Origin of the sequence: Polaromonas sp. JS666, assembly GCF_000013865.1 — a bacterium.
GTDB lineage: Bacteria > Pseudomonadota > Gammaproteobacteria > Burkholderiales > Burkholderiaceae_C > Polaromonas.
Window position 1 is genome coordinate 4,285,935 of record NC_007948.1, and the last position, 26,623, is coordinate 4,312,557.

Here is a 26,623-nt window from a genome sequence, read left to right on the forward strand (position 1 = left end):
TCTGTCGCCTGTCCAAACCTGCTCAAGCAGGCTTGGAGCCGCAGGCTCCAGCCCCTCGGGGGCTGAACTTGCTCGGGGCGGCTCTTCGCTGCGATCGTTGACCCCTTCAGCACGCCGGAGTCCTGCATGACCAAAGAGCTCCTCAAAATCGAAGACCTGCACGCCTGGTACGGCGAGTCGCACATCCTGCATGGCGTGAACCTGACCGTGAATGAAGGCGAGGTAGTGACGCTGCTGGGCCGCAATGGCGCCGGCCGCACCACCACTCTGCGCGCCATTGTCGGCATGACCGGCGCCCGCAAGGGGTCAATCAGGATCAATGGCGAAGAGGCGATCAAGCTGGCACCGCACAAGGTGGCCCGCCTGGGAATTGGCTACTGCCCCGAGGAGCGCGGTATTTTCGCCAGCCTGTCGGCCGAAGAAAACCTGATGCTGCCGCCCAACATTGCGCCCGGCGGCATGAGTGTTGCCGAGATCTACGCCATGTTTCCAAACCTGAAAGAGCGTGCGGCCAGCCCCGGCACGCGCCTGTCGGGTGGTGAGCAGCAGATGCTGGCCGTCGCCCGCATTTTGCGCACCGGCGCCCGGCTGTTGCTGCTCGATGAGATCTCAGAAGGCCTGGCACCCGTCATCGTGCAGAAGCTCGCCGAGATGATCCTGGCCCTGAAGGCCAAGGGCTACACCATCGTGCTGGTCGAGCAGAACTTCCGCTTTGCCGCGCCGCTGGCCGACCGTTTCTATGTCATGGAGCATGGCCGCATCGTCAAGCAGTTTGCCCAGGCCGAGTTGTCGCAAAACATGGGCATGCTGCAGGAATATTTGGGGGTGTAGAGCGGTTCACCGCCTGCCTCCCGTTTTCCCCATGCCCCGATTTTTGTCATCCATTTTTGCTTAGCCGGTTCCGATCTCACCACCTCAAGAAGGAGAATTTCATGAAACTCAAGACTCTTATCGCCGCCATGGCCATCGGCCTGGGCGCCGCCGCTTCGGCCCAGAACACGGGACCGGTCAAGATCGGCTTCATCACCGACATGTCCAGCCTCTACGCGGACATCGACGGCCCGGCCGGCGGTGAAATGATCAGGTGGGCGGCCCAGGACTTCGGCGGCAAGGTGCTGGGACGCCCGATTGAAGTGCTGACGGCCGACCACCAGAACAAGGCCGACGTGGCCAGCTCCAAGGCCCGCGAGTGGATCGACAAGGACGGCCTGTCCGCGCTGATCGGCGGCACCAATTCGGGCACGGCACTGGCCATGTCCAAGGTCGCGACTGAAAAGAAACGCCCTTTCATCGTGATTGGGGCTGGCTCTGCCCGCCTGACCAATGAAGATTGCACGCCCTACACCATTCATTACGCCTACGACACGGTGGCGCTGGCCAAGGTCGCTGGCTCGGCGCTGGTCAAGGCCGGCGCCAAGAACTGGTTCTTCCTGACCGCTGACTACGCCTTTGGCCATTCGCTGGAGTCCGATTCCGCCACGGTCGTGAAGGCCAACGGCGGTACCGTGGTGGGCACGGTGCGGCATCCGCTGAACGCTTCCGACTTCTCGGCCTTCCTGCTGCAGGCGCAAACTTCCAAGGCGCAAATCCTGGGTCTGGCCAATGCCGGCGGTGACTTCACCAACGCCATGAAAGCGGCCAAAGAGTTCGGCATCACCAAAAGCATGAAGATTGCCGGTCTGCTGGTGTTTATCAACGACGTGCACAGCCTGGGCCTGGCCAACACCGAAGGCCTGCAACTGGCCGACAGCTGGTACTGGAACCAGGACGACGCATCACGCAAATTTGCCAAGCGCTTTTTTGACAAATACAAGCGCATGCCGTCGAGCCTGCAGGCTGCCGACTACTCGGCCGCATCCAACTACCTGAAAGCCGTGCAAACCGCCGGCACCACGGATGCTGACAAGGTGATGAGCACGCTGAAAACCATGAAGTTTGACGACTTCTACAGCAAGGGCCAGATTCGCGCCGACGGCCGCATGATTCACGACATGTACCTCTACCAGGTCAAAGGCACCAAAGAATCGAGCACACCGTGGGACTACTACAAGATGGTGGCCAAGGTTCCCGGTGACCAGGCGTTCACGACGGTTGCCGAGTCCAAATGCGCGCTGGTCAAGAAGTAAGCTGACTACTGGCCGGTCGCGCGTGCGATCGGCCGCTTTTCTGTATTCTCAAGGCAAGAACCTAGAAACGGCAGTTGACCGCTCATTGACCGCTGGCAAGACCGCATGAACACACCTTTATTCGCTCACGCACGAGTTCACCTTTCGGGTGGCAGCGCGTCCAACCGCCATTTCTAGGCTCAACTGACGGGCCTCCATGGAAATTTTCGGTATTCCCCATCAAGCTTTTCTGGGCCAGCTGCTGCTGGGCCTGGTCAATGGCGCGTTTTACGCCATGCTCAGCCTCGGGCTGGCAGTCATCTTTGGCCTGCTGGGCATCGTGAACTTCGCCCACGGAGCGCTCTACATGCTGGGCGCTTTTGCGGCCTGGATCATGCTCGACAAATTCGGCCTCAACTACTGGGCTGCACTGGTGTTGGCCCCGCTGACAGTCGGCGCGCTCGGCGTGGTGATTGAACGCCTGTTCCTCAAGCATCTGTACAAGCTGGACCCGCTCTATGGGCTGCTGCTGACCTTTGGCCTGGCGCTTATCGCGGAAGGCATTTTTCGCGAGCTGTATGGCGTGTCAGGCCAGAATTACAACGTGCCGGAACTGCTGTCGGGGGCCACCAACCTCGGCTTCATGACTCTGCCGAATTACCGGGCCTGGGTGGTGCTGGTGTCGCTGGTGGTTTGCCTGGGAACCTGGTTCCTGATTGAACGCACACGGCTGGGCGCCTACCTGCGCGCCGGCACGGAGAACGCAGCACTGGTGCAGGCCTTCGGCATCAATGTGCCGATGATGGTGATGCTGACCTATGGCGCCGGCGCGGCGCTGGCGGCGCTGGCCGGCGTGCTGGCCGCGCCCATCATTCAGGTCAATCCGCTAATGGGCTCCAACCTGATCATCGTGGTGTTTGCCGTGGTGGTGATCGGCGGCATGGGCTCGATTCTGGGCTCCGTCATTACCGGCCTGGCCCTCGGCCTGGTTGAAGGCATGACCCGGGTGTTTTACCCTGAAGCGTCCAATATTGTGGTGTTTGTGGTCATGGTGCTGGTGCTGATGGTTCGCCCATCGGGCCTGTTTGGCAAGGAGGCATAGGTGTTGGCCCCCACGCTTGTCGCTTCGCGTACTGCGCTGCCCCCCGAGGGGGCCGCTGCGCCTGCGGTCTGGCAAAGCCAGTCCCGCGGCCCCTGCCGGGATGAAGAGCCCCCACGCTCGCTCACTGTGTGTAGCTCTCTGCCCCCCGAGGGGGCTGAACTTGCTTGGGTCGGCCCGGCGCTGCCTTCGTTGGCCCCCACGCTTTTCACTTCGTGTAATGCGCTGCCCCCGGGGGGCGCTGCGCCTGCGGCCCCTGCTGGAACGGGAACCCCGCGCTCGCCACTTGGCGGTTCGATGGATATCTGAATGAATAACGCACAAAAATTGACCCGTATCACCTACCTGGCCCTGCTGGCGCTGGCGCTGGTGGCGCCCGTGATCGGGCTGTACCCGGTGTTTGTCATGAAGCTTCTGTGCTTTGCCCTGTTTGCCTGTGCTTTCAACCTGCTGTTGGGTTTTACCGGCTTGCTGTCCTTCGGTCACGCCGCATTTTTTGGCTCGGCCGCCTACGTCACCGGCTGGTTCATCAAGTCGCAAAGCTGGACGCCTGAACTGGGCATTCTTGCCGGCACGGTCGCGGCCGGCTTGATTGGCCTGGTCGTCGGCGCGGTCGCCATCCGGCGCCAGGGCATTTACTTTGCCATGATCACACTGGCGATTGCACAAATGGTGTTTTTTGTCTGCCTGCAGGCGCCGTTTACCGGCGGTGAAGACGGCTTGCAGGGCGTGCCGCGCGGCCGCCTGTTGGGCCTGCTCTCGCTCGAATCCGACACCACCATGTATTACTTTGTGGTCGCGGTGTTCGTGCTGTGCTTTTTGGGCATCTCGCGCATCGTGCACTCGCCATTTGGCCAGGTACTCAAGATGATCCGTGAGAATGAACCCCGCGCCATTTCACTGGGCTACCAGGTAGACCGCTACAAGCTGCTGGCCTTTGTGCTGTCGTCCGCCCTGGCCGGGCTGGCAGGCTCGCTCAAGACCCTGGTAATGGGTTTTGCCACGCTGTCGGATGTGCACTGGTCCATGTCGGGCGAAGTGATCCTGATGACCCTGCTGGGTGGCGTGGGCACCTTCTTTGGCCCGGTCTTCGGCGCCGGCATCGTGATCTCGCTGCAAAACCTGCTGGCCGACAAGGTCGGCTCATGGGTCACCGTCATCATCGGCGCGATCTTCGTGGTCTGCGTGCTGGCCTTCCGCAAGGGCGTGGTGGGTGAGTTGCAGGCTTTCCTCGATCGCCGCCGTCAGGCCTCAGCCGAGGCCGCCCCGCCGCCGGCCTGAACCGCCGAGCAAGTGTCTTCTGCGGCACAAGCCGCAATTGCTACTGTTTTTATAGCAGTCAGGTCCCGTCATATATAGGCCCACAGCCATTTCCAAAAAGACTGCTACCTGCCCCGAAACTCACGCCGGTAGGTGGAGGGCGATGTGCCCAGCGTCGTCGCGAAGTGCTGCCGCAGGGACACCACGGAGCCAAAGCCGGCATCGATGGCAATCTGGTCCATCGAGCGGTCGGTGGCCTCCAGTTGCCGCTGCGCCAGCGCCAGCCGCTGGCCGGTGAGCCACCGGCCCACCGTGGTGCCGGTGATCTGCCGGAAGTGCCGCGTGAAGGTGCGCCGGCTCATGAAGGCCCGATCGGCCAGCGCATCGAGGCTGTGCGGCTGGTTCAGGTTTTCCTGCACCCAGGCCAGAATGACTGAAAGCCGGTGGCCGGTGCTGGTGGCAGGCACGGGCCGCTCGACGTACTGGGCCTGCCCGCCCTGCCGCTGTGGCGCCACCACCATGCGGCGCGCCACGCGATTGGCCACCTCCGCACCGTGCTCGCGGCGCAGCAGATGCAGGCAGCAGTCAATGGCGGCTGCGGTGCCCGCAGACGTGAGCACGTCGCCGTCGTCCACATACAGCACATCCGGCTGGAGCTGCACCTGCGGGTAACGCGCGGCGAAAGCGGACGCCAGGGCCCAGTGCGTGGCGGCGGGCCGGCCGTCCAGCAGGCCGGCCTCGGCCAGGACAAAAGCGCCCAAGCATAAGCCGATGATGCGCGCGCCGCGCCGGTGCGCCGCCTGCAGGGCCTTGAGCAAAGCCTCGGGCGGGCGCTCCATGGGGTCGCGCCATGACGGCACCACCACGGTATCGGCTTTGGCCAGCACGCCCAGGCCGTGTTGCACAGCAATGGTGAAGCCGGCTGTGGTTTGCAGCATGCCCGGCTTGTCGGCGCACACCAGCAGCTTGAACCGCGGCAGGTCGGCACCCGAAAAATCGTTGCCGAACACCATGCACGGCACGGACAGGTGAAAGGGGCTGATGCCGTCAAAGGCGACCACCGCAACGGTGCGGATCCCGACTACGGAGCCGACTGCCTGGCTGGCCGCGCTGCCGGCTCTGGCCTTGCCCGGGGCTTTGCCGAATGTCTTTTTGGGCGCTTTGGATGACATGGCCCGATTCTATCGACTATTGACATTTGGGCCACTTTCACCAAAACACCGCCAGCCCAACAATCACCTCCATCAACCACCTGTTTCAACTTTTGAAGGAAAACACACCATGTCCAGCACTGATGCAACATCTCCACGCCGCGCCCTTGTCGTCATCGATGTCCAGATGGAGTATTTCACCGGCGGCCTGCTGATTGAATACCCACCGGTGGAGCAGACGCTGCCCAATATTGGTCGCGCGATGGATGCGGCCCGTGCGGCGGGCATCCCTGTCGTGGTGGTGCAACACAGCGAGTCCGCTACCGCGCCGCTGTTTGCCAAGGGTTCGGCCCAGTGGGCCTTGCATGAGACCGTTGCGAGCCGCCCGCGCGACCACTTCATCGAGAAAGCCTGGCCCAACGTCTATACCGGCACCGACTTTGCCGGCTGGCTGGAGAAAAACAGCATCGATACCCTCACGGTGGTCGGCTACATGACGCACAACTGCGACGCGTCCACGATTTTCGAGGCCACGCACCGGGGCCTGCACGTGGAGTTTTTGCACGACGCGAGCGGCTCCATCCCTTATGCCAACGAAGCCGGCCTGGCCAGCGCGGAAGAAATCCACCGTATCTTCAGCGTGGTGTTTCACACGCGCTTTGCCGCTGTCGGCTCTACCGATGACTGGGCCGTCGCCGTGCAAGCCGGCCAGGCGCTAAAGAAAAGCAATATTCTGGTGTCGAATCAGGCGGCCATCGCGAGGAGGTAGTTTCCGGCATACCGGACGACCGGCATTTTTTTAATAGCGGCTCCCCCCCCCCAAAACCGCAGCCTTCAATCCTGCTTGACTGGGCACCGGACATGCCCGGGTCTTCCAGCAGGCGCACTTCACGCTTTTGCCTTTGGCCCGGATTCAACCGGTCATCAGTCAAACATGTCCGGCTGGGTTTTGACCAGGTGATCCCAGATCGGCTGGAAATGCAGCCAGCCGATGTATTCGCTGCCCACATGTTCACGGCTGTAGCGGGCGCGCTCCGGCGTCACCAGGCGCGGGGCAATGCCGGCTGCGTCGATCATCAGCTGTTGCTTGCAGCAGCGCTCCAGCGCGATGAACCAGAAGGCGGCCGCCTCGATGCTGTGGCGGCTGGCCGTGAGCAGCCCGTGGTTCTGGTGGATGGCCGCCTTGACACCCTTGAAGGCCTGGGCCACCTTGTGCCCTGCCTTGACTTCCACGGCCACCTGGCCCGCCTCATCACCAATGACCACATGGTCTTCGAAGAAGGCTGCCGCATCCTGGCTGATCGGCTCGAGCTTTTTGCCGAGTGAGGCAAAAGCGGTTCCGTAGACGGTGTGCGCGTGGCACATCGCGACGATATCCGGATGCGCCTCATGCACGGCTGAATGCAGGACAAAGCCGGCGCGATTGATCGCGTGGCGGCCCTCAACGACCTGGCCGCTGTGATCGGCCAAAATCAGGTTGGACACCTTGACCTGGGAAAAATGCACGGCCATGGGATTGGTCCAGTACAGGCCGGGGTTCTCCGGGTCACGTACCGTCAGGTGCCCGGCAAAACCGTAATCGAAACCCTGCAAGGCAAACGCACGGCACGCGGCGACAAGCCGCTCTTTCAGGTGCTGGCGCTCCTCGGCGGCATTTGAAAACCGGGGGGTTGACGGATAAATCAGGCCAGCCTGCTCCGGTTGGTAGATGGAAATTCGCGCTTCATCCAGCTGGACATCGCGGCTCGCTTCAAGCACTGCAGACATTTCTTGCTCCTTTTGAGTTTGGGTCTTAAGGTCTTTGGTCTTTGGTCTCTGTATCAATCTCATGGAAGGCGTCTTGCGGTTTTCACATCGAACCAAGGCCAGAGGACTCCGCTGCATACCGCGCACCCGTCTTTTCGGTGAGGCCATGTTCGCGCTCTTTTCAGACGTTGACAAACGATAGATGTTCATGAAAAGATGAATTTCATTCATGAATCAAGAAACACTATGAGACGCGCCCCGAATTTCGTCTTGCTGCGGGCGTTTGAGTCTGCGGCCCGGCTGGAAAGCTTTACGCTTGCCGCGCGTGAATTGCACCTGACCCAGTCGGCGATCAGCCACCAGGTGCGAGAGCTGGAGGACTATTTCGGCCGACCCCTCTTCATCCGGCGCAACCGCCGCGTCGAACTGGTGGCCGAGGGGCGGCGGCTGCTTGACAGTCTTTCGCGGGTGTTTGATGTCATCGAGGCGGCCTGCGACGAGGTGGCGCTGGCGCCGCGGGCACAGGTGCTGGCGCTGCATTGCGCACCCAGCTTTGCCGCCAAATGGCTGGGGCCCCGCCTGCCTGAATTCATGCAAGCCCATGCCGACATCACCATCCGGTTGACCTCGGGCGCAGAGCCTGTCGACCTCACCCGCATGCGGGAGATCGACGTGGCGATTGCCTATGGGCCCGTGCAGGAACGGGCGGGCGTGCTCTCCATCGCCCTGGGGCGCGAGCGCATCGTTCCCCTGTGCTCGCCGCAACTGGTGGATGGCACGCGCCCCATCCGCCAGCAAATCCGTGACCTGGTCCTGATCGACTCCCAGCTCAGCGCCATCACCTGGCCCGGCTGGTTTGCGCGCAACGGGCTCACGCTGCCTGCGCGGCCCCGGCCGTCGTTCGACCGCGCGGCGCTCTCCATTTCTGCCGCTGTCGACGCCATGGGTGTCGCCCTGGAAAGCGTCCGTCTTGCCGAGCGCGAAATCTCCCGCGGCGAACTGGTTGAACTGGGAAGGGACGTTTTTTTCCCCATTGCAGAGGAAACCCACTTTGTGTCCTGCCGGGTGAATGAGCAGCACACGGAAAAGGTCCGGCTTTTCCGTGAATGGCTTTTCAAGGCGGCAGGCGTCGATGTGGGCCGGGGCAACGCGCCAATTCCTTGAAGGCGGATACCTGGGGCGATTTTGAGTCGAGCCCCAAGGCCGTCACGCTGACCCCGACGGAGTGCTGTGGGCTAACTGACCAGCGCCAGGGCCCCGAAATCGCCGACCCGCTCACCGAGACCGGCGGGCACCAGCGTGCATCCGCTGGTCAGCGCCGGCAGTTTGCCGGCAATCTGCGCCTGCAGGCGCGGCAGCAGGTAGTCGCGGTGATGCCAGAACACGCTGCCGCCCAGGCTGATGCGCTCCAGGTCCAGCGTGATGATGAGGTTGTACAGCGCACGTCCCATGACACGGCACAACTCATCCACCAGGGCGACGGCGGCCGCGTCACCCGAGCGCGCCTGCGCCAAAATGCTGGCCGCATCCGCGGCGCCTCCCGAGGAGAAACGCCTGGCGATGGCATTGCCGGCCACCAGTCCTTCGAGATCGCCGATGTTGCCGCAGCCGCACAGCGCATCGTCGTTGTCGCTGACAAACATGTGGCCGGCATGGCCCGCATTGCCGTGCTTGCCGCGCAGGACGCGGCCGTCGACACACAGGCCGCAGCCAATGCCGGTGCTCCAGGTGACGTAGGCGCAGTTGCCCATGCCCTGCAACGCACCCCAGCGGCGCTCGGCTTCCAGCGCGCCTATGCCGTCGTTTTCAATGCGCAGCGTGGTGGGGGTGCCGCGAAACTTCTCGCGCAGCGGCGCCTCCAGCAAGGCGCTGGTCCAGTCATTGGGCAGGCCGCGCGCCGGCCCAGCCAGGCCGCCGCAGATGTTGGGTGCCGCGAGCTCAATCATGCCCGCCTTCATCACAAACGGGCCGCAGGACGACACGCCAACCGCCACGATGTCATGCTCGCCGATGCCAGCTTCCGCGCAAGCCTCGCCCAGCATGCGCAGGATCTGCCGTGCGACGGCGTCCGGTGTGCCGGTCTTGGCGGTGGGCTCGGAGCGACGGGCCTGCAGCGCGGACAGCGGCGGCACGGCGGCAGCCCCGGTCAAGCCGCGGGTCAGGCTGAGCGCTACCTTGGTGCCTCCCAGATCCACGCAGGCTTTCATGGCAGACCTCTCACATTCCTCAGATCAACTGGGCAATCAGGCTGGCGACAAAGCTCAGCAGGATCGTGGTGGTCAGCGGGATAAACCATTCCCGCCCAAACAGGCGAAAGCGCAGGTCGCCGGGCAGCTTGCCAAAGCCCAGTTTCTGCAGCAAAGGGCTGAACCAGCTGATGAAAACCAGCGCGAGAAAGATGACGATGAACCAGCGGATCATGTTGCTAGTTTAGGGGTTGAAGCCCGCTGCGGGGAGCGCGCGGCGAAAGCCCTGTAACAGGCCCTGTAACAAGCCCTGTAACCCCCTCCGGCATCCCCGGACGGGCTACAGGGTATGCGTGCGGTCACCAGCGGAAAAGCCCATGGGTTCCCACGGTGCACCTTTTGAGAATGCGATGACCTTGAACAGCTCGCCCATCTCGTGCTCGGCAATCAATTTCTGCACCATGGCGCGCTCGGCGAGGTTGGCACTGTCAACACCGCCTTCCATACCCTCCAGCAGCCCGCAGTTGAGCAGGAAACGGCCCTGGCTGGTGTAGCCCAGCACCTGCAGGCCGGCGTCCTGCCCGGCCAGTGCGATGCCGGTGAAGTTGACATGGGCGGTGATGTCCTTGCTGCCCACATCCAGCAGCGCATCGGTGTCCGACAGGTGGCCACGATGGCACATCACGGTGCCCATGCTGCGCTGCGGATGGTAGTACTCGTGCTCGGGAAAGCCGTAGTCCAGCAGGAACACCGCACCCGCTTCCAGCCGGTCGGCCAGCGTGCGGATAAAGCCTTCGGCCTGCGGGTGAATTTCGGTGAGGTAGTCGTGGGCGCCGGCCACTTCCAGCGGCGGCCGCAACTCAGTGCGCTGGTCGGCCCAGGTGAAGCGTTCTTGATGGACCACCACGCCGCGCTCATGCCAAACCTTTTCCAGACGCGACAGCAGCTTCACCGGCATGGCATCGAGCACTTCATTGCCCACCACGACGCCGCGCATCTCCGCAGGCAGCTCGCTGGCCCAGTGCACCTTGCCAGCATGCGCAGCCAGCCGTTCGCGCTGGCGCTGCATGAGGCTGCCGGACACATCCACAATGGTGTAGCGCGCCACCAGCGGCCCGAGCGTGTCCAGAAGCTGCAGCGCCAGGGCGCCGGAGCCCGCACCGAATTCCCAGACTTCCGAGGTGCCGGTGGCCTGCAGGGCCTGGGCCAGCTGGCGCGCCAATGCCTGGCCAAAACGCGGCGAGAGCTCGGGCGCCGTCACAAAATCGCTCCCGCCGTCCTTCACGCCACCGGGCATCAGGCCGAATTTGCGCGAATCATTGGCGTAGTAGCCCAGACCAGGTGTGTAGAGCGCCAGCGCCATGAACTGGTCAAAGCCGATCCAGCCGCCGGCCTCTGCAATGGCCTTGGCAATGTGGGCCTGCAGGCCGGTCGTTAAAATGGGGGGGTGGCTGTTGTTGGTCACGCCCCTGATTGTCGGCGATACCGCCCTGGCCCCGCCACCAGCCCCTGCCCAAAAACCCAACCTCCAGCCTGATGACCGCCACCCCGTCCCTCCCCGTTGTTCTCGTGACCGGCGCCGCCAGGCGGCTGGGCCGCGAGATCGCGCTGGCGCTGGCAGCCGGCGGCTGGCAGGTGGCGGTGCATTACCGCGGCTCCGAAGAAGATGCCCTGAAAACGGTCGCTGATTGCACCCGTTTGTCGGGGGCTGCCGCCGCTTTTCAGTGTGACCTGGAACAGGAAGCCGGCGTTCGCGCCCTGCTGCCCCGCGTTGCCGCGCATTTCGGCCGCGTTGACGCGGTGGTCAACAACGCCTCGACCTTTGAGCAGGACAGCGCCGCCAGCTTTGGCTTTGCCGCCCTGGACAAGCACCTGCACAGCAATACCGGCGCGGCCATCCTGCTGGCCCAGGCGCTGCATGCGCATGTGAGCAGCCGCAACGCCAGCGGCGCCGTCGTCAACCTGCTGGACCAGAAGCTGTGGAACCAGAACCCCGATTTCTTCAGCTACACCCTGTCCAAGGCCGCGCTGGAGGCGGCCGGTACCATGCTGGCGCTGGCGCTGGCGCCGCAGGTGCGCGTGGTCGGCGTGGCGCCCGGCCTCACCCTGACCAGCCACCTGCTGAGCGACGAGCAATTCGAGGCGCGGCACAAGCTGTCGCCGCTGGGCCGCTCCTCCACGCCGGCCGACGTGGCTGCCGCGGTGAAGTTCGCGCTGGAGAACAGCTCCATGACAGGCACCACCCTGCTGGTGGACGGCGGCCAGCACCTGATGAAATTTGAGCGCGACTTCTCGCTGATGTGAACGCAAACGCTGGAAAACCGCCTGCACACCCCGGCCCCAATCACCCCCAGACTGACCCCATGTACAACACCCTAGGCACCCAGATCCTGACGCTCACCGGTTTGCGCTTTGACGCCAACCTGGGCATTCTGGATCACGAAAAAATCGCGCCGCAACCGATCCAGGTTGATGCCGAACTGAGCCTGGGCACGCAGCCGCTGCTGCCCAGCGACGACGACATCATGCATGTGCTGGACTACCGCAAGGTGCGCCAGATCATCATCAACGAGTGCACGGCCGAGCATGTGAACCTGCTGGAAAGCCTGATCGGCAAGCTGGCGCACCGGCTGATGCTGCTGCCCGGCGTGCTGGGGGTGCGGGTGAGGATTGCCAAACTTGAAATTTTTGACGACTGCGAAGTAGCCATTCGCGTCGAGACAGGACAGTGGTGACACCGATGAGCGCCGTATGGATGGACGAACAGGTTGAGAGTTCTGCACGGGTGCAGAACAGCCTGAAGATCGAGCGTGAGGACCACAAGCTTGAAAAGCGCCTGTGCCGCGAAGTCGGCCGTGCGATTGTCGACTTCAACATGATTGAAGAGGGCGACAAGGTGATGGTGTGCGTCTCTGGCGGCAAAGACAGCTACGCCATGCTCGACATTTTGCTGAAACTGCAAAAGCGCGCGCCCATCAGGTTCGACCTGATCGCCGTCAACCTGGACCAGAAGCAGCCTGGCTTCCCGAAGCATGTGCTGCCTGACTACCTGGGCAAGCTGGACGTGCCTTTCCACATTGAAAACCAGGACACCTACAGCATCGTCAAGCGCGTGATTCCGGAAGGCAAAACACTGTGCTCGCTGTGCTCGCGCCTGCGGCGGGGCATTTTGTACCGTGTGGCGGGCGAACTCGGCGCCACCAAGATCGCGCTGGGCCATCACCGTGACGACATGCTGCAGACATTCTTCCTGAACATGTTTTTTGCGGCCAAACTCAAGGGCATGCCACCCAAGCTGGTCAGCGATGACGGCAAGAACATTGTGATCCGGCCCATGGCCTATGTGCCTGAAAAAGACCTGACGCGCTGGGCCCAGGTGCGCGACTTCCCCATCATTCCGTGCACGCTCTGCGGCAGCCAGGAAAACCTGCAGCGCAAGCAGGTCGGCAACATGCTGCGCGAGTGGGAGAAAAAGCACTCGGGGCGGCTGGAGAACATGTTTTCTGCGCTGCAGAACATCGTGCCCTCGCACCTGATGGACAGCAAGCGCCATGACTTCAAGAACATCCGGACCACCGGTGTTGCCGATGCCGAAGGGGACAAGGCATTTGACGCGGAAGAGTTCAGCGAGCCGCAGCGACCCGGCCTTTCCGTGATTGACATCGCATCGCGCTGAGCAACAAAATATTCAGAAAAGTTAGCCTGCAGCCCTTATGAAACGAGCATTTTTAGCTGCTATTTCAATAGCATTTCTCGCGTTCCTCATGGGAGGCTGCTCGACCACGCGCCTGGTCGACAGCGACGTCACGGCTTTTCCCAAATGGACCGCTGCGCCGCCTGGTCCCGGCACCGCTTACCGGTTTGAACGTCTGCCCTCGCAGCAGGCCGCCGGGGCACAGCAGGACCGCATTGAAGCATTGGCCCGCACCGCCCTGTCCCGGGTGGGCATGGAACTGAGCCCCACGGTGGCGCGCTACGGCGTGCAGGTAGTGCTCAATACCCAGGTCATCGACCGCGGGCCCTATGACGACTTCGGCTTTGCGACCCCGGGAGTCTTTATGGCTGGCGGCAGCCGTGGCGCTTCCGTTGGCTTTTCATTTCCGATGCGTTTTCCGGAGCCGCCTTATTTCAGGCGCGAACTGGTCATCCTGATGCGCGACCTGACAACCCAGCAAGTGGTCTTTGAAACCCGCGCATTGCACGATGGCGTATGGAGCGATTCCCTCAGCGTGCTGCCGGCGATGCTGGACGCCGCACTGCGCGGCTTTCCCGAACCGCCGCCGGGCAGACGCCACATCAATGTTGAAATCCCCCGATAAAATGCGGCCCCCACGTTCGCTCACTGCGTGTAGCTCTCTGCCCCCCGAGGGGGCCGCTGCGCCTGCGGTCTGGCAAAGCCAGTCCCGCGGCCCCTGCTGGGATGAAGAGCCCCCACGTTCGCTCACTGCGTGTAGCTCTCTGCCCCCCGAGGGGGCCGCTGCGCCTGCGGTCTGGCAAAGCCAGTCCCGCGGCCCCTGCTGGGATGAAGAGCTCCCGCGCTCGCGAGACGCTTCGCCTCTGTCGCCTGTCGCAGGGCACCCGCCAAGGAATCCCGCCCGATGACTGAAGCAACCCGCATCATCGCCATTCGCCACGGCGAAACCACCTGGAATGTGGATGCGCGCATTCAGGGCCATCTCGACATTCCGCTCAATGACACCGGGCATGGCCAAGCCAGGCGGATGGCCCAGGCGCTCGTGGATGAACCGATCACCGCAATCTACACCAGCGATCTGAGCCGCGCCTGGGAAACCGCGCAGCACCTTGCTGGCGCTCTGGGCGTGGAGGTGATCAGGGAACCGGGCCTGCGCGAACGCTGCTTTGGCGAGTTCGAGGGCAAAACCTTTGCCGAGATCGAGGTGCTGCTGCCCGAGCAGTCACTGCGCTGGCGCAAACGCGACCCGGAATTCGCCCCACCCGGCGGCGAATCGCTGCTGGACCTGCGCCGCCGCGTGGTGGGCACCGCGGAGCGGCTGGCCGCGGAACACCCCGGCGAGCTGATCGCGCTGGTCGGCCACGGCGGCGTGATGGACATCCTGTACCGCGCGGCCACCCGGCTGGACATCCAGGCGCCCCGCACCTGGGCGCTCGACAACACCGCGATCAACCGCCTGCTCTGGACACCCGAGGGCTTCACGCTGGTGGGCTGGGCCGACACCCAGCACCTGAACGGTGACGCACCCCATGACAACCGATTTACCGACGACGCCGCCCCCGCTCCCGGCACCACCCACACCCAATGAGTGAATCCCCGCACACCATGAGTACATCGTCGTCCCGTTTGTCCGACCTGATAGGCAAGCCCGTCACCGAGGTCGATACACCCGCCCTCGTCATTGACCTGGACGCGATGAAGCGCAACCTGGGGCGCATGGCCGAGTTTGCGAAAAAGCACAGCATTCGCTGGCGTCCCCATGCCAAGATGCACAAGAGTGCGTCACTCGCCAAACTGCAGATCAAGGCCGGCGCGGTGGGCGTGTGCGTGCAAAAGACTGCCGAGGCCGAGGCCATGGTGGCCGGCGGGGTGTACGACGTCTACATCAGCAACGAGGTCATTGCGCCTGCCAAGCTCGCACGGGTGGCGGCACTGACGCAGAAGGTCGCGCCCCATAGCGGCAAGCTGGCCATTGCGGTGGACAGCACCCAGGGCGTAAACCGGCTGGCGCAGGCCATGAACGAGGCCAGGGCCAGCAGCGGCGTGAGCACGATCATTGACGTGTTCGTCGAAATCGACGTCGGACAGGGCCGCTGTGGTGTGGAGCCTGGAGCCGCCGCGGTGACGCTGGCGCTGGAGATCCGCAAACACCCGGCCCTGCACTTTGCCGGCCTGCAGGCCTACCATGGCAAGGCCCAGCATATTCGCAGCGCGCAGGAGCGGCGCGACGCGATTGCCCAAGCCGCAGCCGCCGTGCAGCGCACGCGCGACCTGATCGAAGCCCAGGGCATCACAGTCGGCCTGGTCACCGGCGGCGGTACCGGCAGTTTTGTGCTGGAGGCCGCCAGCGGCGTTTACGGCGAATTGCAGGCGAGCTCCTTCATGTTCATGGATGTCGACTACGCGAAAAACGAGCGCGACCCGGCGCAGCCGCAGTTCGAGCACGCCCTGTTTGTCAAGACACAGGTCATCAGCACCCGCAGCGGCCATGCCGTGTGCGACGCCGGCCACAAGAGTCACGCCATCGATTCCGGCCTGCCGCTGGTGCATACCCTGGATGGCGAGGATGCGCTGGAGTACTTCAACGGCGGTGATGAGCATGGCATCTTGCGGCCCGCTGCGGGCGGCACGCGCCTGCCGGGGCTGGGCCACATCCTGTGGCTGATTCCCGGCCATTGCGACCCGACCGTCAACCTGCACGATGTGATGATTGCGGTGGGCGGTGGCCTGCGCAGGGGCATTGTGCAGCGCATATTCCGGGTGGATGCGCGGGGCGCACTGACCTGAGCGTCGAGGCTCACCAACGAGGCCTGGCGGCGAGTAGCGAACCTGCACGCCAAAGCGCGCCAGCCGCCCATGCAGCGCCGTCAGGTAAACATGTCGTTGCCGCTCACCGGGGGCGCCACACCGAGGTGGCGGTAGGCTGCCAGCGTGGCAATGCGGCCGCGCGGCGTTCGCTGCAGATAGCCCTGCTGGATCAGGTAGGGCTCGATCACATCTTCAATCGTGTCGCGTTCTTCGCCAATGCTGGCGGCGATGTTGTCCAGCCCGACCGGGCCACCGTCAAAGCGGTGGATCACGGCTTCGAGTAGCTTGCGGTCCATCACGTCAAAACCCTGCGGGTCCACATCGAGCATGGCCAGGGCCTTGTTGGCAATGTCCAGGGTGATCTGGCCCGTGCCCTTGACGTCGGCATAGTCGCGCACGCGGCGCAGCAGGCGGTTGGCAATGCGCGGCGTACCGCGTGAGCGGCGTGCAATCTCAAAACCGCCCTCCTCATCCATCGGCGCATTGAGCAGGCTGGCGCTGCGCCTGACGATGCGCCCGAGCTCCTCGGCGGTGTAGAACTCCAGCCGCGCGACGATGCCGAAACGGTCGCGCAAGGGGTTGGTCAGCATGCCGGCGCGCGTGGTGGCGCCTACCAGCGTGAAGGGCTGCAGGTCGAGCTTGATGCTGCGCGCCGCGGGACCTTCACCAATCATGATGTCGATCTGGTAGTCCTCCAGCGCCGGGTAGAGGATTTCCTCGACCACCGGGCTCAGGCGGTGGATTTCGTCGATGAAGAGGACGTCGTTTTTTTCCAGGTTGGTCAGCAGCGCCGCCAGGTCCTTGGGTTTTTCGAGCACCGGGCCCGAGGTCTGGCGCAGATTGACGCCCAGCTCATGCGCAATGATGTGCGACAGCGTGGTCTTGCCCAGGCCCGGCGGGCCGAACAGCAGCACATGGTCGAGTGCTTCACTGCGCTTCTTGGCCGCGCCAATGAAAATCTCGAGCTGCTCGCGCACCTTGGCCTGGCCAACGTACTCGTCAAACAGCTTGGGCCGCAGCGCGCGCTCGATCGCTTCCTCATGGGGCGAAGCGGGCGCGGCCGACATCACGCGCTTGACGGGCGGCAGATCGGCTGCGGAGAAATCGTCGGTCTGAATGCTCATGATGTTTCACACCAAAGTTTCGGTCGCTGCGCTCCCACGATACTTTGGCGTGGGCAACCCAGCAAAAAAGCTTGGGGCGGCCCGGCGCTTTTTTGAGAAATAAGAACCATCAGGAGAAACATCATTTCGCCAGAGCCTTCAGCGCCAGCTTGATGCCATCGCTGACGCCGATATCCTTGGGCAAGGCTTTCAGCGCCAGCGCCGCATCGCGGTCGCTGTAGCCCAGCGCCACGAGTGCCTGCAGGATGTCGGACTGGCTGTCGCTGCTGACACTAACCTGCACGCCGATGTCGGCGCCCAGCTTGCCCTTGAGCTCCAGCAGCAGCCGTTCGGCGGTTTTCTTGCCGATGCCGGGCACCTTGATGATGCGGCCGGCCTCCTGGTGAGTCACGGCCTGGGCAAGCTCCTCGACGCTCATGCCGCTCAGCACACTCAGCGCGGTGCGCGGGCCGACGCCCGAAATCTTGATGAGCTGGCGGAACGCGGCGCGCTCGGTGGCGCTGCCAAAACCGTAGAGGATTTGCGCGTCCTCGCGCACCACAAAATGGGTCAGCAGGCTGACTTTTTCGCCCAGCCCGGGCAGGTTATAAAAGGTGCTCATGGGCACCAGCACCTCATAGCCGACGCCGTTGCAGTCCACCAGGACTTCCGGTGGATTTTTTTCGGCCAGCTGGCCTGAGATTCTTCCGATCATGGCCAAATCTTATCAGTCAGGCAGGCGCGGAAATTTGGGGGGACAATCTCGCGAGAACCCACCCTTTCAGAAAAAGCCGCGCCTTGATCCTTCGCTACACCTTCACGCCGCCCAACAACACCCGCATGGGGCATCTGTGCGGGCCCATGGACTCCCATATCCGCACCATCGAGGCCGCGCTGCAGGTGACGATTGCGCACCGGTTCGAGCAGTTCAAGATCGACGGCCCCAAGGTCAGGGCCCAGCAGGCGCTGGAGGTGCTGCAGGCGCTGTACGAGATGGCCCAGCGGCCCATTGCCGAGGAAACCGTGCAGCTCATGCTGGCCAGCGACACCCCGATGAGCGCGGCGCCCGACGGTGCCATGGCGCTGTCGACGCGGCGCGCCGACCTGCGCGCCCGCACCACCAACCAGGGCCAATACCTCGAGAACATTGCCACCCACGACATCACCTTTGGCATTGGCCCGGCTGGCACCGGCAAGACCTACCTGGCGGTCGCCTGCGCGGTCGACGCACTGGAGCGCAGCACCGTGCAGCGCATCGTGCTGACGCGCCCGGCCGTGGAGGCGGGCGAGCGCCTGGGCTTTTTGCCGGGCGACCTGAGCCAGAAGGTCGACCCTTACCTGCGCCCGCTCTATGACGCGCTGTATGAACTGATGGGCTTTGAACGCGTGCAAAAAGCCTTTGAACGCCAGCAGATCGAAATCGCCCCGCTGGCCTTCATGCGCGGCCGCACGCTGAACCACGCCTTTGTGATCCTGGACGAGGCGCAGAACACCACGCCCGAGCAGATGAAGATGTTTCTGACCCGCATCGGCTTTGGCGCCAAGGCGGTGGTGACCGGCGATGTCAGCCAGGTCGATTTGCCGCGCACGCAGCTCAGCGGACTGATCGACGCCGAACGCGTGCTGCGGCGTGTCAAGGGGATTGCGATCACGCGCCTGACCAGCGCCGACGTGGTGCGGCACCCGCTGGTGGCGCGCATTGTGGACGCCTACGACAAACAGCGCACTCCCGAAGTGGCCTCGGTTGACGCTATCGATTCAATAGGCCCCATCAAGCGCCCTTCGCGGGTCAGGAGCCGAAATGGCTCCTGATGTTCCGCTCAGGCAGCTCGACCTTTCCCTGCAGTTCGGCCAGTTCCCCGGCGTCGCCCGGCATCGCGCCGCCCTGCCGCGCCGCCGCGTGCAGCGCTGGATCAGCCATGCACTGAAAACCGATGCCGAAATCACGGTGCGCATCGTCGATGCCGAGGAGGGCCAGTCGCTCAACCGCGACTACCGCCGCAAGGACTACGCCACCAACGTGCTGACCTTTGACTACACCCGGGAACCCGTGGTGACCGCCGACCTCGTGCTCTGCGCCCCGGTGGTGGAGCGCGAAGCCCGCGAACAGGGCAAAACACTGGAGGCTCACTACGCCCACCTGCTGGTTCACGCGACGCTGCATGCGCAGGGCTACGACCATGAGACCAACGAGCGCGACGCACTGGAAATGGAAGCGCTGGAGATCCTGCTGCTGGCTTCGCTGAGATTTGCCAACCCCTATTGAAGCGGAGGGCCCTGCAACGGCGGCTACTTCACCGGCGGGCTCTTCAGGCGGTAAAGGTGGATCGCATTTTCGCTGGCCACCTTGGGCGCCAGGTCTGGCGGCAGTTGCTCGATCAGGCCGCGCAGATTGTTCAGCCCCTCTTCGCTGGAGCCCCGGGCGATGCCATTGCGGGCATAAAACGAATCGCTCCCCAGCATGAAGCGGTCGGGGAACTCCCGCACCAAATCGGTCCAGGTGGCCTTGAGCTTTCCGTCCGGGTCCAGCGCTGCGGCCGGCCGCGGCGCGCCGCGGTTCAGGCGAAAGCTCATGTACAGGTTGGGATAGTCCTGCAGCATTTTCCGCACCCGCTCGGGGTGACGCGTCAGCAGGGGTTCAAACCCGACGTGCACCCAGACTATTTTGGTCATGCTGTTGTGGGAGAGCAAACGCCGGAAGGCAGGCAGGTTGCCCTCCAGCAAGGGAGGATTCAGTGCGTTCGCACGGAGCATCTCGGGCAGCGGCATGTCTTCCGGCACGAGATCGCAATGAAGATCAATGGGGATATTGTTTTCAGCCGCAATGTCTGCCAGCAGCAAGAGCAAAGGGTGATCCGCAGGGACATTTTCGTAGGCATGCCGGGGGCCCATGGCCGGTATGGACAGATGCAGTACTGAGATCTCGCCAAATCCGACCGCACCGAGCGCCACAATGTCCTGCGCACGCTTGCGAAAGCGGGCACGCACGGCGTCATCCACCGCGTCGGCCGGCGTGCCGTGGATCATGAGGTTCAGCGAGCTGCCCCCCAGCACGGCAAACCGTTCCGGGTTGGCCTTGACGGTGAAGAGAAGGTCTTCGATGTCGTAAAACCACTGCGGCGTCAGCGTGGCAAACGGTTGCGGCATCAGCAGCGACCGGGCGATGTTCATGCGGTCCATGGTGGCCAGCGCGGTCTTGTGAGAAGCTTCAAGTTCCTTGTAGGGAATGGTCTGAAAGTGGGCGTGGGTGTCGATGAGGGGCAAGGCGTCAGCCTGGGCCCAGGCCGCGAATACGGCCAGCGTCGTTGCCACAACTGTTTTTTTCATCGAAGCTTCTTTTTTCAGGACTGATGCGGGGACTGCGGGGCAAGCAAGGTGAGCGGGGTGAGCCGGGCAGGCCATCCATCGCGACAAGCCATCATATCGACCCAAACCGGCCCCGCCCTCCGATTGGAGATCACCGGCCAGCGCGCTCAATTTTTCATGCAAAAGCTGTCTGCAAGCCCTGTAAAACACACGCAATACGCTACTGAATTAATAGCATTCGGCGTTCCGGTCAGGCTGCCGGATCGATGTGCAAGGGAATGGTCACCGGCCCGTCATTGACCAGGTGCACCTGCATGTCGGCGGCAAACTGCCCGGTCTGGACCATGGGATGCAAGGCTAGAGCCTGCGCCACAAAGTAGTCGTACAGCCGGCGCCCCTCATCAGGGGCCGCAGCATCCGTGAAGCTGGGCCGGTTGCCGCCCGACACATCGGCGGCCAGCGTGAACTGGCTCACGATGAGCAGGCCGCCCTGCTTGCCTGCGCCATCGAGGTCTTGCACGCTGCGGTTCATCTTGCCGGCCTCGTCCGAAAAAATCCGCAGCTTGAGTATCTTGGCCAACAGCTTGTCGGCCTGCCCTTCTGCGTCGCCGCGTTCGGCGCACACCAGCACCAGCAAACCCTGACCGATCTGGCCCACGGTCTCACCGGCAACCACCACGCGGGCTTCGGCCACGCGCTGCAGCACGGCCTTCATGGCAGCGTTCTCTTGTCAACACTCATTTCAAATCAGGTCTTTCTCGTCGTCAAAATGGGCCTCCACATCGCTGGGCAACAGCTGGATGGTCGCACGCAGCCCCGGCACGGCGCTCATCAGCGCCTGCTCGACGCTGGTGCGCAGCGCAGCCGCGCGGCCCAGCGACCAGCTGGCCGGCATGTGCATGTGCATGTCCACAAAACAGCGCTGGCCGGAGCGACGCGTGCTCACGTGGTCAAAACGGATGGTGGGGTGCCTGAATTCTTCCAGCGTCCTGTGGATGTCGGCCAGCACCTCGGGCTCGACCGCCTCATCCATCAGCCCCTGGGACGAGCGCCACATCAGCCGCGCGCCTTCCCGGAGAATGTTCAACGCCACGCCGAAGGCCACCACCGCATCGAGCCACAGCCAGCCGGTGACCAGCACGGCCGCTATGCCGACCACGACGCCGACGGAGGTCCAGACATCGGTCACCAGGTGCCGGGCATCGGCTTCCAGGGCAATCGAGCGATGCGCCCGGGCCGAGCGAAACATCACCCATGCCAGCAAGCCGTTGAGGCCGGAGCTGACAATAGACAGCGCCAGGCCCCAGCCGAGCTGCTGTAGCGGCTGGGGCTCAAAAATACGGTGCCCCGCGGCCCACATGATGGCCACGGCGGCGCCAATGATCAGCGCGCCCTCAAAACCGGACGAGAAATACTCGGCCTTGTGGTGGCCGTAGGGATGGTCCTCGTCGGCCGGTCGCTGGGCAATGGTGACCATGGCCAGGCCAAAAAGCGCGCTGGCCAGGTTGACAAAGGATTCCATCGCATCCGACAGCAGGCCCACCGAGTCGGTGATGTACCACGCGCCGGTCTTCAGCACGATGGTGATCGCCGCCACCGCCACGGAGGCCTTGAGCAGGCGTTGCGGCGTCAGAAATTGCAGGTCCAGTCGACTCATGCGCCCATTGTGAGCGATGCCGGGCCACGCCAACAAGCTATGCAAGAATGCGGCGATGCTGCAACTGCGACAACGTTGGCTGGTCTGGGCCGTCCTCTGGTGCGCCATCACGGCACTGGGCTGCGTGGCGCTGGTGCGCCTGGAGCTGGCCCAGCTGCGCGAGAATTTTGAAACCGACGCCCGCATTGCGCACCGGCTGCTGAGCCAGCGCGTGGTGCAGCACGACGCCGTCCTGGCCACGCTGGCGCTGCTGCAGCCCGCTGCCGACGCATCCCGTCCCGAGCAGCGCCTGCCGTCGGTCTACCCGCAGATCATTGGCGTGCACCGGCAGGACCGCGATGCCGTCTGGCCCAATGAACGCCTGCGCAATGCGGCGCCCCTGTCGCGGGCCCTGCGCAGGCCGGTGCTGGCGGAGGCGGATCTTGCCCGCGGCCGCTATCAGCTGGTGTTGGCCGCCGACCCTACGAGCTACGCGCTGCAACTGGACTTGCGTGCCGTGGTGCCCTGGAGCGAATGGCCCATGGCGCCGGACACCAGCCCGGTGCGCGTGACGCTGGAGCATGAAGGGCAGATTTTCGTGCTGCAGCCCGGCCATCTTCGCGAGGGCGGCTGGCGCTTTGAATTCCACAAGCACCTGGCCGCCGAGAGCCAGCCGTTTGACGTGTTTGCGCTGCGCCAGGTCGGCTGGGGCGAACTGCCCTGGGGCTGGATGCTGGCCTGGGCGCTGCTGGTGGCTGCCGTGCTGGCGGCCTGGCAGGCCCTGCTGCGCCAGCGCGCCGAGCGCCAGCGCGCCGAGGAACTGCTGCGGCTGGGCCAGGTGGGGCGGCTGAACACGCTGGGCGAACTCGCGGCCGGCATGGCCCACGAGCTGAACCAGCCGCTGACCGCCGTGCTCGCCAACACCCAGGCCGCTGGCCGGCTGCTCAACGACGAGCCGCCCGAGCTGGCCAGCGCCCGGGCCGCCATGGCCCAGGCCGTCGAGCAGGCCCGCCGCGCGTCCGAGGTCGTGGGCCGCTTGCGCCGTGCGGTAGAGCGCCCAGGCCTGGCTGCGCAACCCGTGGTGCTGCAGGGCGCGGTGCGCAACGCGCTGTACCTGCTGGAGCCCGAGCTCAAACGGCGCGAGATAACGCCCCAGCTGGAGATGCCGTCCGCCCCCGTCACGGTTCTGGCCGAGCCGGTGGCGCTGGAACAGATCATTCATAACCTGCTGATGAATGCCCTGCAGGCCCTGGAACAGGTCCCGGCCACCGAACGCCGGCTCGGCGTGACGCTGGCTGAGGCAGACAGGCAAGGGGTGGTGACCATCAGCGACTGTGGCCCAGGCATGGCGGCCGACGTGCTGCCGCGCATTTTCGAGCCCTTCTTCACCACCCGCGACGCCGGCCTCGGGCTGGGACTGAGCCTGTGCGAAACACTGGCCACCGGCATGGGCGGCAGCCTGACGGCGGCACACAACCTGCCGCGCGGCGCGGTATTCAGGCTGTCCTTACCCCTGGCAGACACACCATGAAAGAACGCTCCGGCAACGCACCCCGGGGCGCGGCGGGACCCCATGAGGAAAAAACCGCGGGGGCCCTGCTGTCACCGCTGATCCACCTGATCGACGACGACGAGGCGGTGCGCAGCAGCCTGGCGCTGCTGATCAGCACGGTCGGCCTGCGGGTGCAGAGCTGGAGCGACCCGCAGGCCTTCATCAGCGGCTTTGACCGCCAGGGCATTGGCGCCATCGTGCTGGACGTGCGCATGCCCGGCATCAGCGGTCTGACCATACTGGACACGCTGATGGCCCAGGGCGTGGACCAGCCGGTGATCATGCTGACCGGGCACGGCACGGTGGACATGTGCCGCCGCGCCTTCAAGTCCGGCGCGGCCGAATTCCTGGAAAAGCCCGTCGATGACGAGCAACTGCTGGAGGCATTGCAAAACGCGGTCCGCCAGCATGTGAAGTCGCGCGAGCGGCGCCAGACCGACCAGCAGGCGCGGCAACGCTATGCGCAGCTGTCGGAGCGCGAACGCGAGGTGCTGGGCCTGATCGTCGCCGGCCTGACCAACAAGGAGATCGGCCGGGCGCTGGCTGTCTCGCCGCGCACCGTGGAAACCCACCGCGCCAACCTGTTTGCCAAGCTGGAGGCCGAGTCATTGGCGCAGCTGATCCGGCAGTATGCGACGCTGGCAGACGAAGCCGACGGTCGATAGGTATTCACCGAAAGCCAGTCCAAGCCGCGGAACCGGCTTCGCCGGGCCGCAGGCGGGCGGCCCCCTCGGGGGGCAGGGAGTTACGCGAAGCGAAGGACCGTGGGGGCAGTATTTCTACGGAGCCTGGCGCGTAACCCTACGAATAGGCAAAACAGCGGCCATTTCTTAAAGTTCTCCCACGGTTGATCGAACCGCCTTGAACGGTTTTTGAACCGTTTCCAACAACTACTTTCTGGAGAACACCATGCGCAACATCATCAAGGCTTCCGCCCTTGCCCTGTCCCTCGCGGCCACCGCGGCCAGCGCCCAGGCCGTACGGACCGAAAAAAACATGTCACTCGAGCTGGCCAACCAGATTGCCGCCGCCAGCGTGGCGGCCTGCGCTGCCAACGGTTACGCGGTTGCTGCCACGGTGGTGGATCGCGCGGGCACCGTGCGCGCCGTCCAGCGTGCCGACAATGCCGGCCCGCACACACTGGGTGCCAGCCTGCAAAAGGCGTTCACCTCGGCCTCCGCCAAAAACAACACCCAGGCCATGCTGGAGATTTCGCAAAAGAACCCCGGCGCGGCCACCCTCGGTGACATCCCCGGCTTCCTGCTGCTCGGCGGCGGCGTGCCGGTGAGGGTCGGCAATGAAGTCATAGGCGCCGTCGGCATCGGTGGCGCGCCCGCCGGCAACCTCGACGAACAGTGCGCCATGGCCGCGCTGGACAAGGTCAAGGATCTGCTGAAATAAGCCCCCGGAGCGCCACCATGAACCGACGCCCTGCCGGACTGCTCCTGAATGCCCTGACGCTGGCCGCTGGCTGCGGGCTCGGCGCCCTGGCGAGCGCGCCCGCCGCGGCTCAGGTGGCCCCGAGCGCCGCCGAGGCCGCGCACTACAAGGGTCTGCACGCCGCCGCCCACCAGGGCGACGTGGCCCGCATTGACAAGCTGGCCGCGGCCAAAGCCGATCTCGATGCCCGGGATGGCAATGGCCGCACACCGCTGCATGTCGCCACCTTTGCGAGGCAGCCGGGCGCGATTCGCGCGCTCGTGAAAGCAGGCGCCAGCCTCAACCTGCTGGACCATGACCGCTACGACGGCGTGACGATTGCCTCGGTCGCCGATGACGAGGAAACGCTGCGCGTGCTGCTGGCCCTGGGCGCCAGCGCGAAGCAGGTGACCAGCCGTTATGACGGCACCGCACTGATCGCTGCCGCCCATCTGGGGCATGACGGGGTGGTCCGGCAGCTGATTGCCGCCGGCGCGCCACTGGACCATGTGAACAACCTGCACTGGACGGCCGTGATCGAATCCATCGTGCTCGGCAATGGCGGCGCCCGCCACCAGGCCACGCTGAAGGCCCTGATCGACGCCGGGGCCAACCTGCAGCTGACCGACCGGCAGGGCAACACACCCTTGCAGTTGGCCCGCTCACGCGGCTACGGCGAGATGGTGAAGCTGCTGGAAAAGGCTGGCGCGAAGTAGACGAGCGACGGGACAGAATGCGAAGGCTTACTGCGCGGGCGCTACAGGCCGGTTCGGGTACACATGCAGGTGCGGCATTGACTGCGCCAGGGCCAAAAAATCACGGTCGTTATGCACCAGCAAGGCCCCCTGTTCGAGCGCAATCGCGGCAATCAGACAGTCGGTCGATTTGCGAATCGTCAGACCCTGCTGGCGGGCTTGCCGGTACAGCTGCGCGGCGGCCGCGAAAGTTTCCAGCTCGTCCAGCGGCAACAACATGGTCTGAGCGCCCAGGATCTTTTGCGTGACCGCAAACTGCCGCTCCGACGACACGCCCTGCAGCACTTCGAGGTAAATCATCTGGGTCAGGGCCAGTTCTTCCTGCCCCTCTCTGGCCTGCACGAAACGCACCGCATCGGTGTCCGAGCCGCGCAACCAGTCGATCCAGACGGAGGAATCGATCAGCAGCATCAGGCTTTCTTTTGCCCCGCTGGCCTGACAGTTTTCTTGACGGACTTTTTGACAGGTCTTTCGACAGATTCGGCCAGGGGCGCTTGCGCCGCAGGGTAGATCGCCCGGGGCTGCTCTACCCGAAATTGCCCCACTTCATGACCTCGTGCCCAAGGCGCCTTGGGATCGTAGTCGGGGTCAACCCCTCCGATGCCGAACAACTCACGAATCGAGGGCCGCCGGGCCCGCGCCACCATTTCGCGCAGGGCTCGGTCAACCACCTCGCGCTTGGTACGCGCGCCGGACAAGCGCATGGCCTCGGCCACGACGACTTCATCAATGTCGATGTTGGTGATCATGGGTATAAATTGTACAGTCTTTGTACAATTTATACCCCTTCACCGCAATCCGTA

At 64.1% G+C, this 26,623-nt stretch carries 30 protein-coding genes; 18 read left to right on the forward strand and 12 right to left on the reverse strand.

Annotated features, from left to right (window positions below; genetic code table 11):
• Positions 1-126 precede the first annotated feature (126 nt).
• The 4 genes from BPRO_RS20360 to BPRO_RS20375 all read left to right on the forward strand — a co-directional run bounded on the left by BPRO_RS20360 (position 127) and on the right by BPRO_RS20375 (position 4,485).
• Positions 127-831, forward strand: a complete 705-nt coding sequence (locus tag BPRO_RS20360; RefSeq protein ID WP_011484959.1) for an ABC transporter ATP-binding protein — start codon at positions 127-129, stop codon at positions 829-831.
• 101 nt (positions 832-932) lie between these two features.
• Positions 933-2,126 (forward strand): ABC transporter substrate-binding protein, encoded by a 1,194-nt coding sequence (locus BPRO_RS20365; RefSeq protein WP_011484960.1) that lies wholly within the window; start codon positions 933-935, stop codon positions 2,124-2,126.
• Positions 2,127-2,322: 196 nt separating this feature from the next.
• Positions 2,323-3,207, forward strand: a complete 885-nt coding sequence (locus BPRO_RS20370) for a branched-chain amino acid ABC transporter permease (RefSeq protein ID WP_011484961.1) — start codon at positions 2,323-2,325, stop codon at positions 3,205-3,207.
• 306 nt (positions 3,208-3,513) lie between these two features.
• Positions 3,514-4,485: a branched-chain amino acid ABC transporter permease gene (locus tag BPRO_RS20375; RefSeq protein WP_011484962.1), complete on the forward strand. Its 972-nt coding sequence runs from the start codon at positions 3,514-3,516 to the stop codon at positions 4,483-4,485.
• A gap of 104 nt (positions 4,486-4,589) precedes the next feature.
• Here the strand turns inward: BPRO_RS20375 and BPRO_RS20380 are convergent, their stop codons facing one another.
• On the reverse strand, positions 4,590-5,636 hold the full coding sequence (locus tag BPRO_RS20380) for a GlxA family transcriptional regulator (RefSeq protein WP_011484963.1): 1,047 nt from the start codon (positions 5,634-5,636) through the stop codon (positions 4,590-4,592).
• A 109-nt stretch (positions 5,637-5,745) separates the two neighbouring features.
• Here BPRO_RS20380 and BPRO_RS20385 point away from each other — a divergent pair, with 109 nt between their 5' ends.
• The gene (locus tag BPRO_RS20385; protein WP_041388979.1) at positions 5,746-6,384 is read left to right on the forward strand and encodes a cysteine hydrolase family protein; all 639 of its coding nucleotides are present in this window, start codon (positions 5,746-5,748) and stop codon (positions 6,382-6,384) included.
• A gap of 155 nt (positions 6,385-6,539) precedes the next feature.
• Here the strand turns inward: BPRO_RS20385 and BPRO_RS20390 are convergent, their stop codons facing one another.
• Positions 6,540-7,382: a class II aldolase/adducin family protein gene (locus BPRO_RS20390; RefSeq protein WP_011484965.1), complete on the reverse strand. Its 843-nt coding sequence runs from the start codon at positions 7,380-7,382 to the stop codon at positions 6,540-6,542.
• 225 nt (positions 7,383-7,607) lie between these two features.
• On the opposite strand from BPRO_RS20390, the gene BPRO_RS20395 reads away from it, so the two are divergent.
• On the forward strand, positions 7,608-8,525 hold the full coding sequence (locus BPRO_RS20395) for a LysR substrate-binding domain-containing protein (RefSeq protein WP_041388980.1): 918 nt from the start codon (positions 7,608-7,610) through the stop codon (positions 8,523-8,525).
• A gap of 71 nt (positions 8,526-8,596) precedes the next feature.
• On the opposite strand, the gene BPRO_RS20400 is transcribed toward BPRO_RS20395, so the two are convergent.
• The 3 genes from BPRO_RS20400 to BPRO_RS20410 all read right to left on the reverse strand — a co-directional run bounded on the left by BPRO_RS20400 (position 8,597) and on the right by BPRO_RS20410 (position 11,021).
• Positions 8,597-9,568 (reverse strand): ROK family protein, encoded by a 972-nt coding sequence (locus BPRO_RS20400; protein WP_011484967.1) that lies wholly within the window; start codon positions 9,566-9,568, stop codon positions 8,597-8,599.
• Positions 9,569-9,587: 19 nt separating this feature from the next.
• A complete protein-coding gene (locus BPRO_RS20405) occupies positions 9,588-9,782 on the reverse strand; it encodes a DUF2905 domain-containing protein (protein ID WP_011484968.1) in 195 nt (64 codons plus the stop codon).
• Positions 9,783-9,887: 105 nt separating this feature from the next.
• The gene (locus BPRO_RS20410; RefSeq protein WP_081430586.1) at positions 9,888-11,021 is read right to left on the reverse strand and encodes a class I SAM-dependent methyltransferase; all 1,134 of its coding nucleotides are present in this window, start codon (positions 11,019-11,021) and stop codon (positions 9,888-9,890) included.
• 62 nt (positions 11,022-11,083) lie between these two features.
• Here BPRO_RS20410 and BPRO_RS20415 point away from each other — a divergent pair, with 62 nt between their 5' ends.
• From BPRO_RS20415 to BPRO_RS20440, 6 genes are all read left to right on the forward strand, one after another.
• A complete protein-coding gene (locus tag BPRO_RS20415) occupies positions 11,084-11,851 on the forward strand; it encodes an SDR family oxidoreductase (RefSeq protein ID WP_011484970.1) in 768 nt (255 codons plus the stop codon).
• A gap of 59 nt (positions 11,852-11,910) precedes the next feature.
• A complete protein-coding gene (locus BPRO_RS20420; RefSeq protein ID WP_011484971.1) occupies positions 11,911-12,282 on the forward strand; it encodes a dihydroneopterin aldolase in 372 nt (123 codons plus the stop codon).
• A 5-nt stretch (positions 12,283-12,287) separates the two neighbouring features.
• Positions 12,288-13,223, forward strand: a complete 936-nt coding sequence (ttcA, locus tag BPRO_RS20425; protein WP_011484972.1) for a tRNA 2-thiocytidine(32) synthetase TtcA — start codon at positions 12,288-12,290, stop codon at positions 13,221-13,223.
• Positions 13,224-13,260: 37 nt separating this feature from the next.
• The gene (locus BPRO_RS20430; protein ID WP_011484973.1) at positions 13,261-13,866 is read left to right on the forward strand and encodes a DUF4136 domain-containing protein; all 606 of its coding nucleotides are present in this window, start codon (positions 13,261-13,263) and stop codon (positions 13,864-13,866) included.
• A 279-nt stretch (positions 13,867-14,145) separates the two neighbouring features.
• Positions 14,146-14,829, forward strand: coding sequence for a histidine phosphatase family protein (locus BPRO_RS20435; protein WP_011484974.1), 684 nt, complete (start codon positions 14,146-14,148; stop codon positions 14,827-14,829).
• A 17-nt stretch (positions 14,830-14,846) separates the two neighbouring features.
• The gene (locus BPRO_RS20440) at positions 14,847-16,028 is read left to right on the forward strand and encodes a DSD1 family PLP-dependent enzyme (protein ID WP_041388982.1); all 1,182 of its coding nucleotides are present in this window, start codon (positions 14,847-14,849) and stop codon (positions 16,026-16,028) included.
• An 80-nt stretch (positions 16,029-16,108) separates the two neighbouring features.
• On the opposite strand, the gene ruvB is transcribed toward BPRO_RS20440, so the two are convergent.
• The gene (gene ruvB, locus BPRO_RS20445) at positions 16,109-17,173 is read right to left on the reverse strand and encodes a Holliday junction branch migration DNA helicase RuvB (protein ID WP_011484976.1); all 1,065 of its coding nucleotides are present in this window, start codon (positions 17,171-17,173) and stop codon (positions 16,109-16,111) included.
• A gap of 121 nt (positions 17,174-17,294) precedes the next feature.
• Positions 17,295-17,867, reverse strand: a complete 573-nt coding sequence (ruvA, locus tag BPRO_RS20450) for a Holliday junction branch migration protein RuvA (protein ID WP_011484977.1) — start codon at positions 17,865-17,867, stop codon at positions 17,295-17,297.
• 83 nt (positions 17,868-17,950) lie between these two features.
• Between ruvA and BPRO_RS20455 the strand changes: the two genes are divergently transcribed.
• Together BPRO_RS20455 and ybeY are read left to right on the forward strand one after the other, a co-directional pair.
• Positions 17,951-18,964, forward strand: coding sequence for a PhoH family protein (locus tag BPRO_RS20455; RefSeq protein ID WP_011484978.1), 1,014 nt, complete (start codon positions 17,951-17,953; stop codon positions 18,962-18,964).
• Positions 18,954-19,418 (forward strand): rRNA maturation RNase YbeY, encoded by a 465-nt coding sequence (gene ybeY / locus BPRO_RS20460; RefSeq protein WP_011484979.1) that lies wholly within the window; start codon positions 18,954-18,956, stop codon positions 19,416-19,418. The genes BPRO_RS20455 and ybeY overlap by 11 nt, the downstream gene beginning before the upstream one ends.
• Before the next feature lie 23 nt (positions 19,419-19,441).
• Here the strand turns inward: ybeY and BPRO_RS20465 are convergent, their stop codons facing one another.
• The 3 genes from BPRO_RS20465 to BPRO_RS20475 form a co-directional block, all read right to left on the reverse strand.
• Positions 19,442-20,479, reverse strand: a complete 1,038-nt coding sequence (locus BPRO_RS20465; RefSeq protein ID WP_041388983.1) for an amidohydrolase family protein — start codon at positions 20,477-20,479, stop codon at positions 19,442-19,444.
• A 229-nt stretch (positions 20,480-20,708) separates the two neighbouring features.
• Positions 20,709-21,173, reverse strand: coding sequence for a D-aminoacyl-tRNA deacylase (dtd, locus tag BPRO_RS20470; protein ID WP_011484981.1), 465 nt, complete (start codon positions 21,171-21,173; stop codon positions 20,709-20,711).
• Positions 21,174-21,200: 27 nt separating this feature from the next.
• Complete coding sequence (locus tag BPRO_RS20475) at positions 21,201-22,115, reverse strand: cation diffusion facilitator family transporter (protein WP_011484982.1); 915 nt, start codon at positions 22,113-22,115, stop codon at positions 21,201-21,203.
• A 55-nt stretch (positions 22,116-22,170) separates the two neighbouring features.
• Here BPRO_RS20475 and BPRO_RS20480 point away from each other — a divergent pair, with 55 nt between their 5' ends.
• The 4 genes from BPRO_RS20480 to BPRO_RS20495 all read left to right on the forward strand — a co-directional run bounded on the left by BPRO_RS20480 (position 22,171) and on the right by BPRO_RS20495 (position 25,781).
• Entirely contained in the window at positions 22,171-23,625 is a 1,455-nt protein-coding gene (locus BPRO_RS20480) for a sensor histidine kinase (RefSeq protein WP_011484983.1), read from the forward strand.
• Complete coding sequence (locus BPRO_RS20485; protein ID WP_011484984.1) at positions 23,622-24,311, forward strand: response regulator transcription factor; 690 nt, start codon at positions 23,622-23,624, stop codon at positions 24,309-24,311. The genes BPRO_RS20480 and BPRO_RS20485 overlap by 4 nt, the downstream gene beginning before the upstream one ends.
• 244 nt (positions 24,312-24,555) lie before the next feature.
• Complete coding sequence (locus BPRO_RS20490; protein WP_011484985.1) at positions 24,556-25,047, forward strand: GlcG/HbpS family heme-binding protein; 492 nt, start codon at positions 24,556-24,558, stop codon at positions 25,045-25,047.
• A 17-nt stretch (positions 25,048-25,064) separates the two neighbouring features.
• Positions 25,065-25,781 carry an ankyrin repeat domain-containing protein gene (locus tag BPRO_RS20495; RefSeq protein ID WP_011484986.1) on the forward strand — a complete coding sequence of 239 codons (717 nt, stop codon included), beginning with the start codon at positions 25,065-25,067 and terminating at the stop codon, positions 25,779-25,781.
• 27 nt (positions 25,782-25,808) lie between these two features.
• Here BPRO_RS20495 and BPRO_RS20500 read toward each other — a convergent pair whose 3' ends face one another.
• Entirely contained in the window at positions 25,809-26,231 is a 423-nt protein-coding gene (locus tag BPRO_RS20500) for a type II toxin-antitoxin system VapC family toxin (RefSeq protein WP_011484987.1), read from the reverse strand.
• On the reverse strand, positions 26,231-26,569 hold the full coding sequence (locus tag BPRO_RS28740) for a type II toxin-antitoxin system VapB family antitoxin (RefSeq protein ID WP_011484988.1): 339 nt from the start codon (positions 26,567-26,569) through the stop codon (positions 26,231-26,233). Before BPRO_RS28740 ends, BPRO_RS20500 begins: the two co-directional genes overlap by 1 nt.
• Between the last annotated feature and the right edge of the window lie 54 nt (positions 26,570-26,623).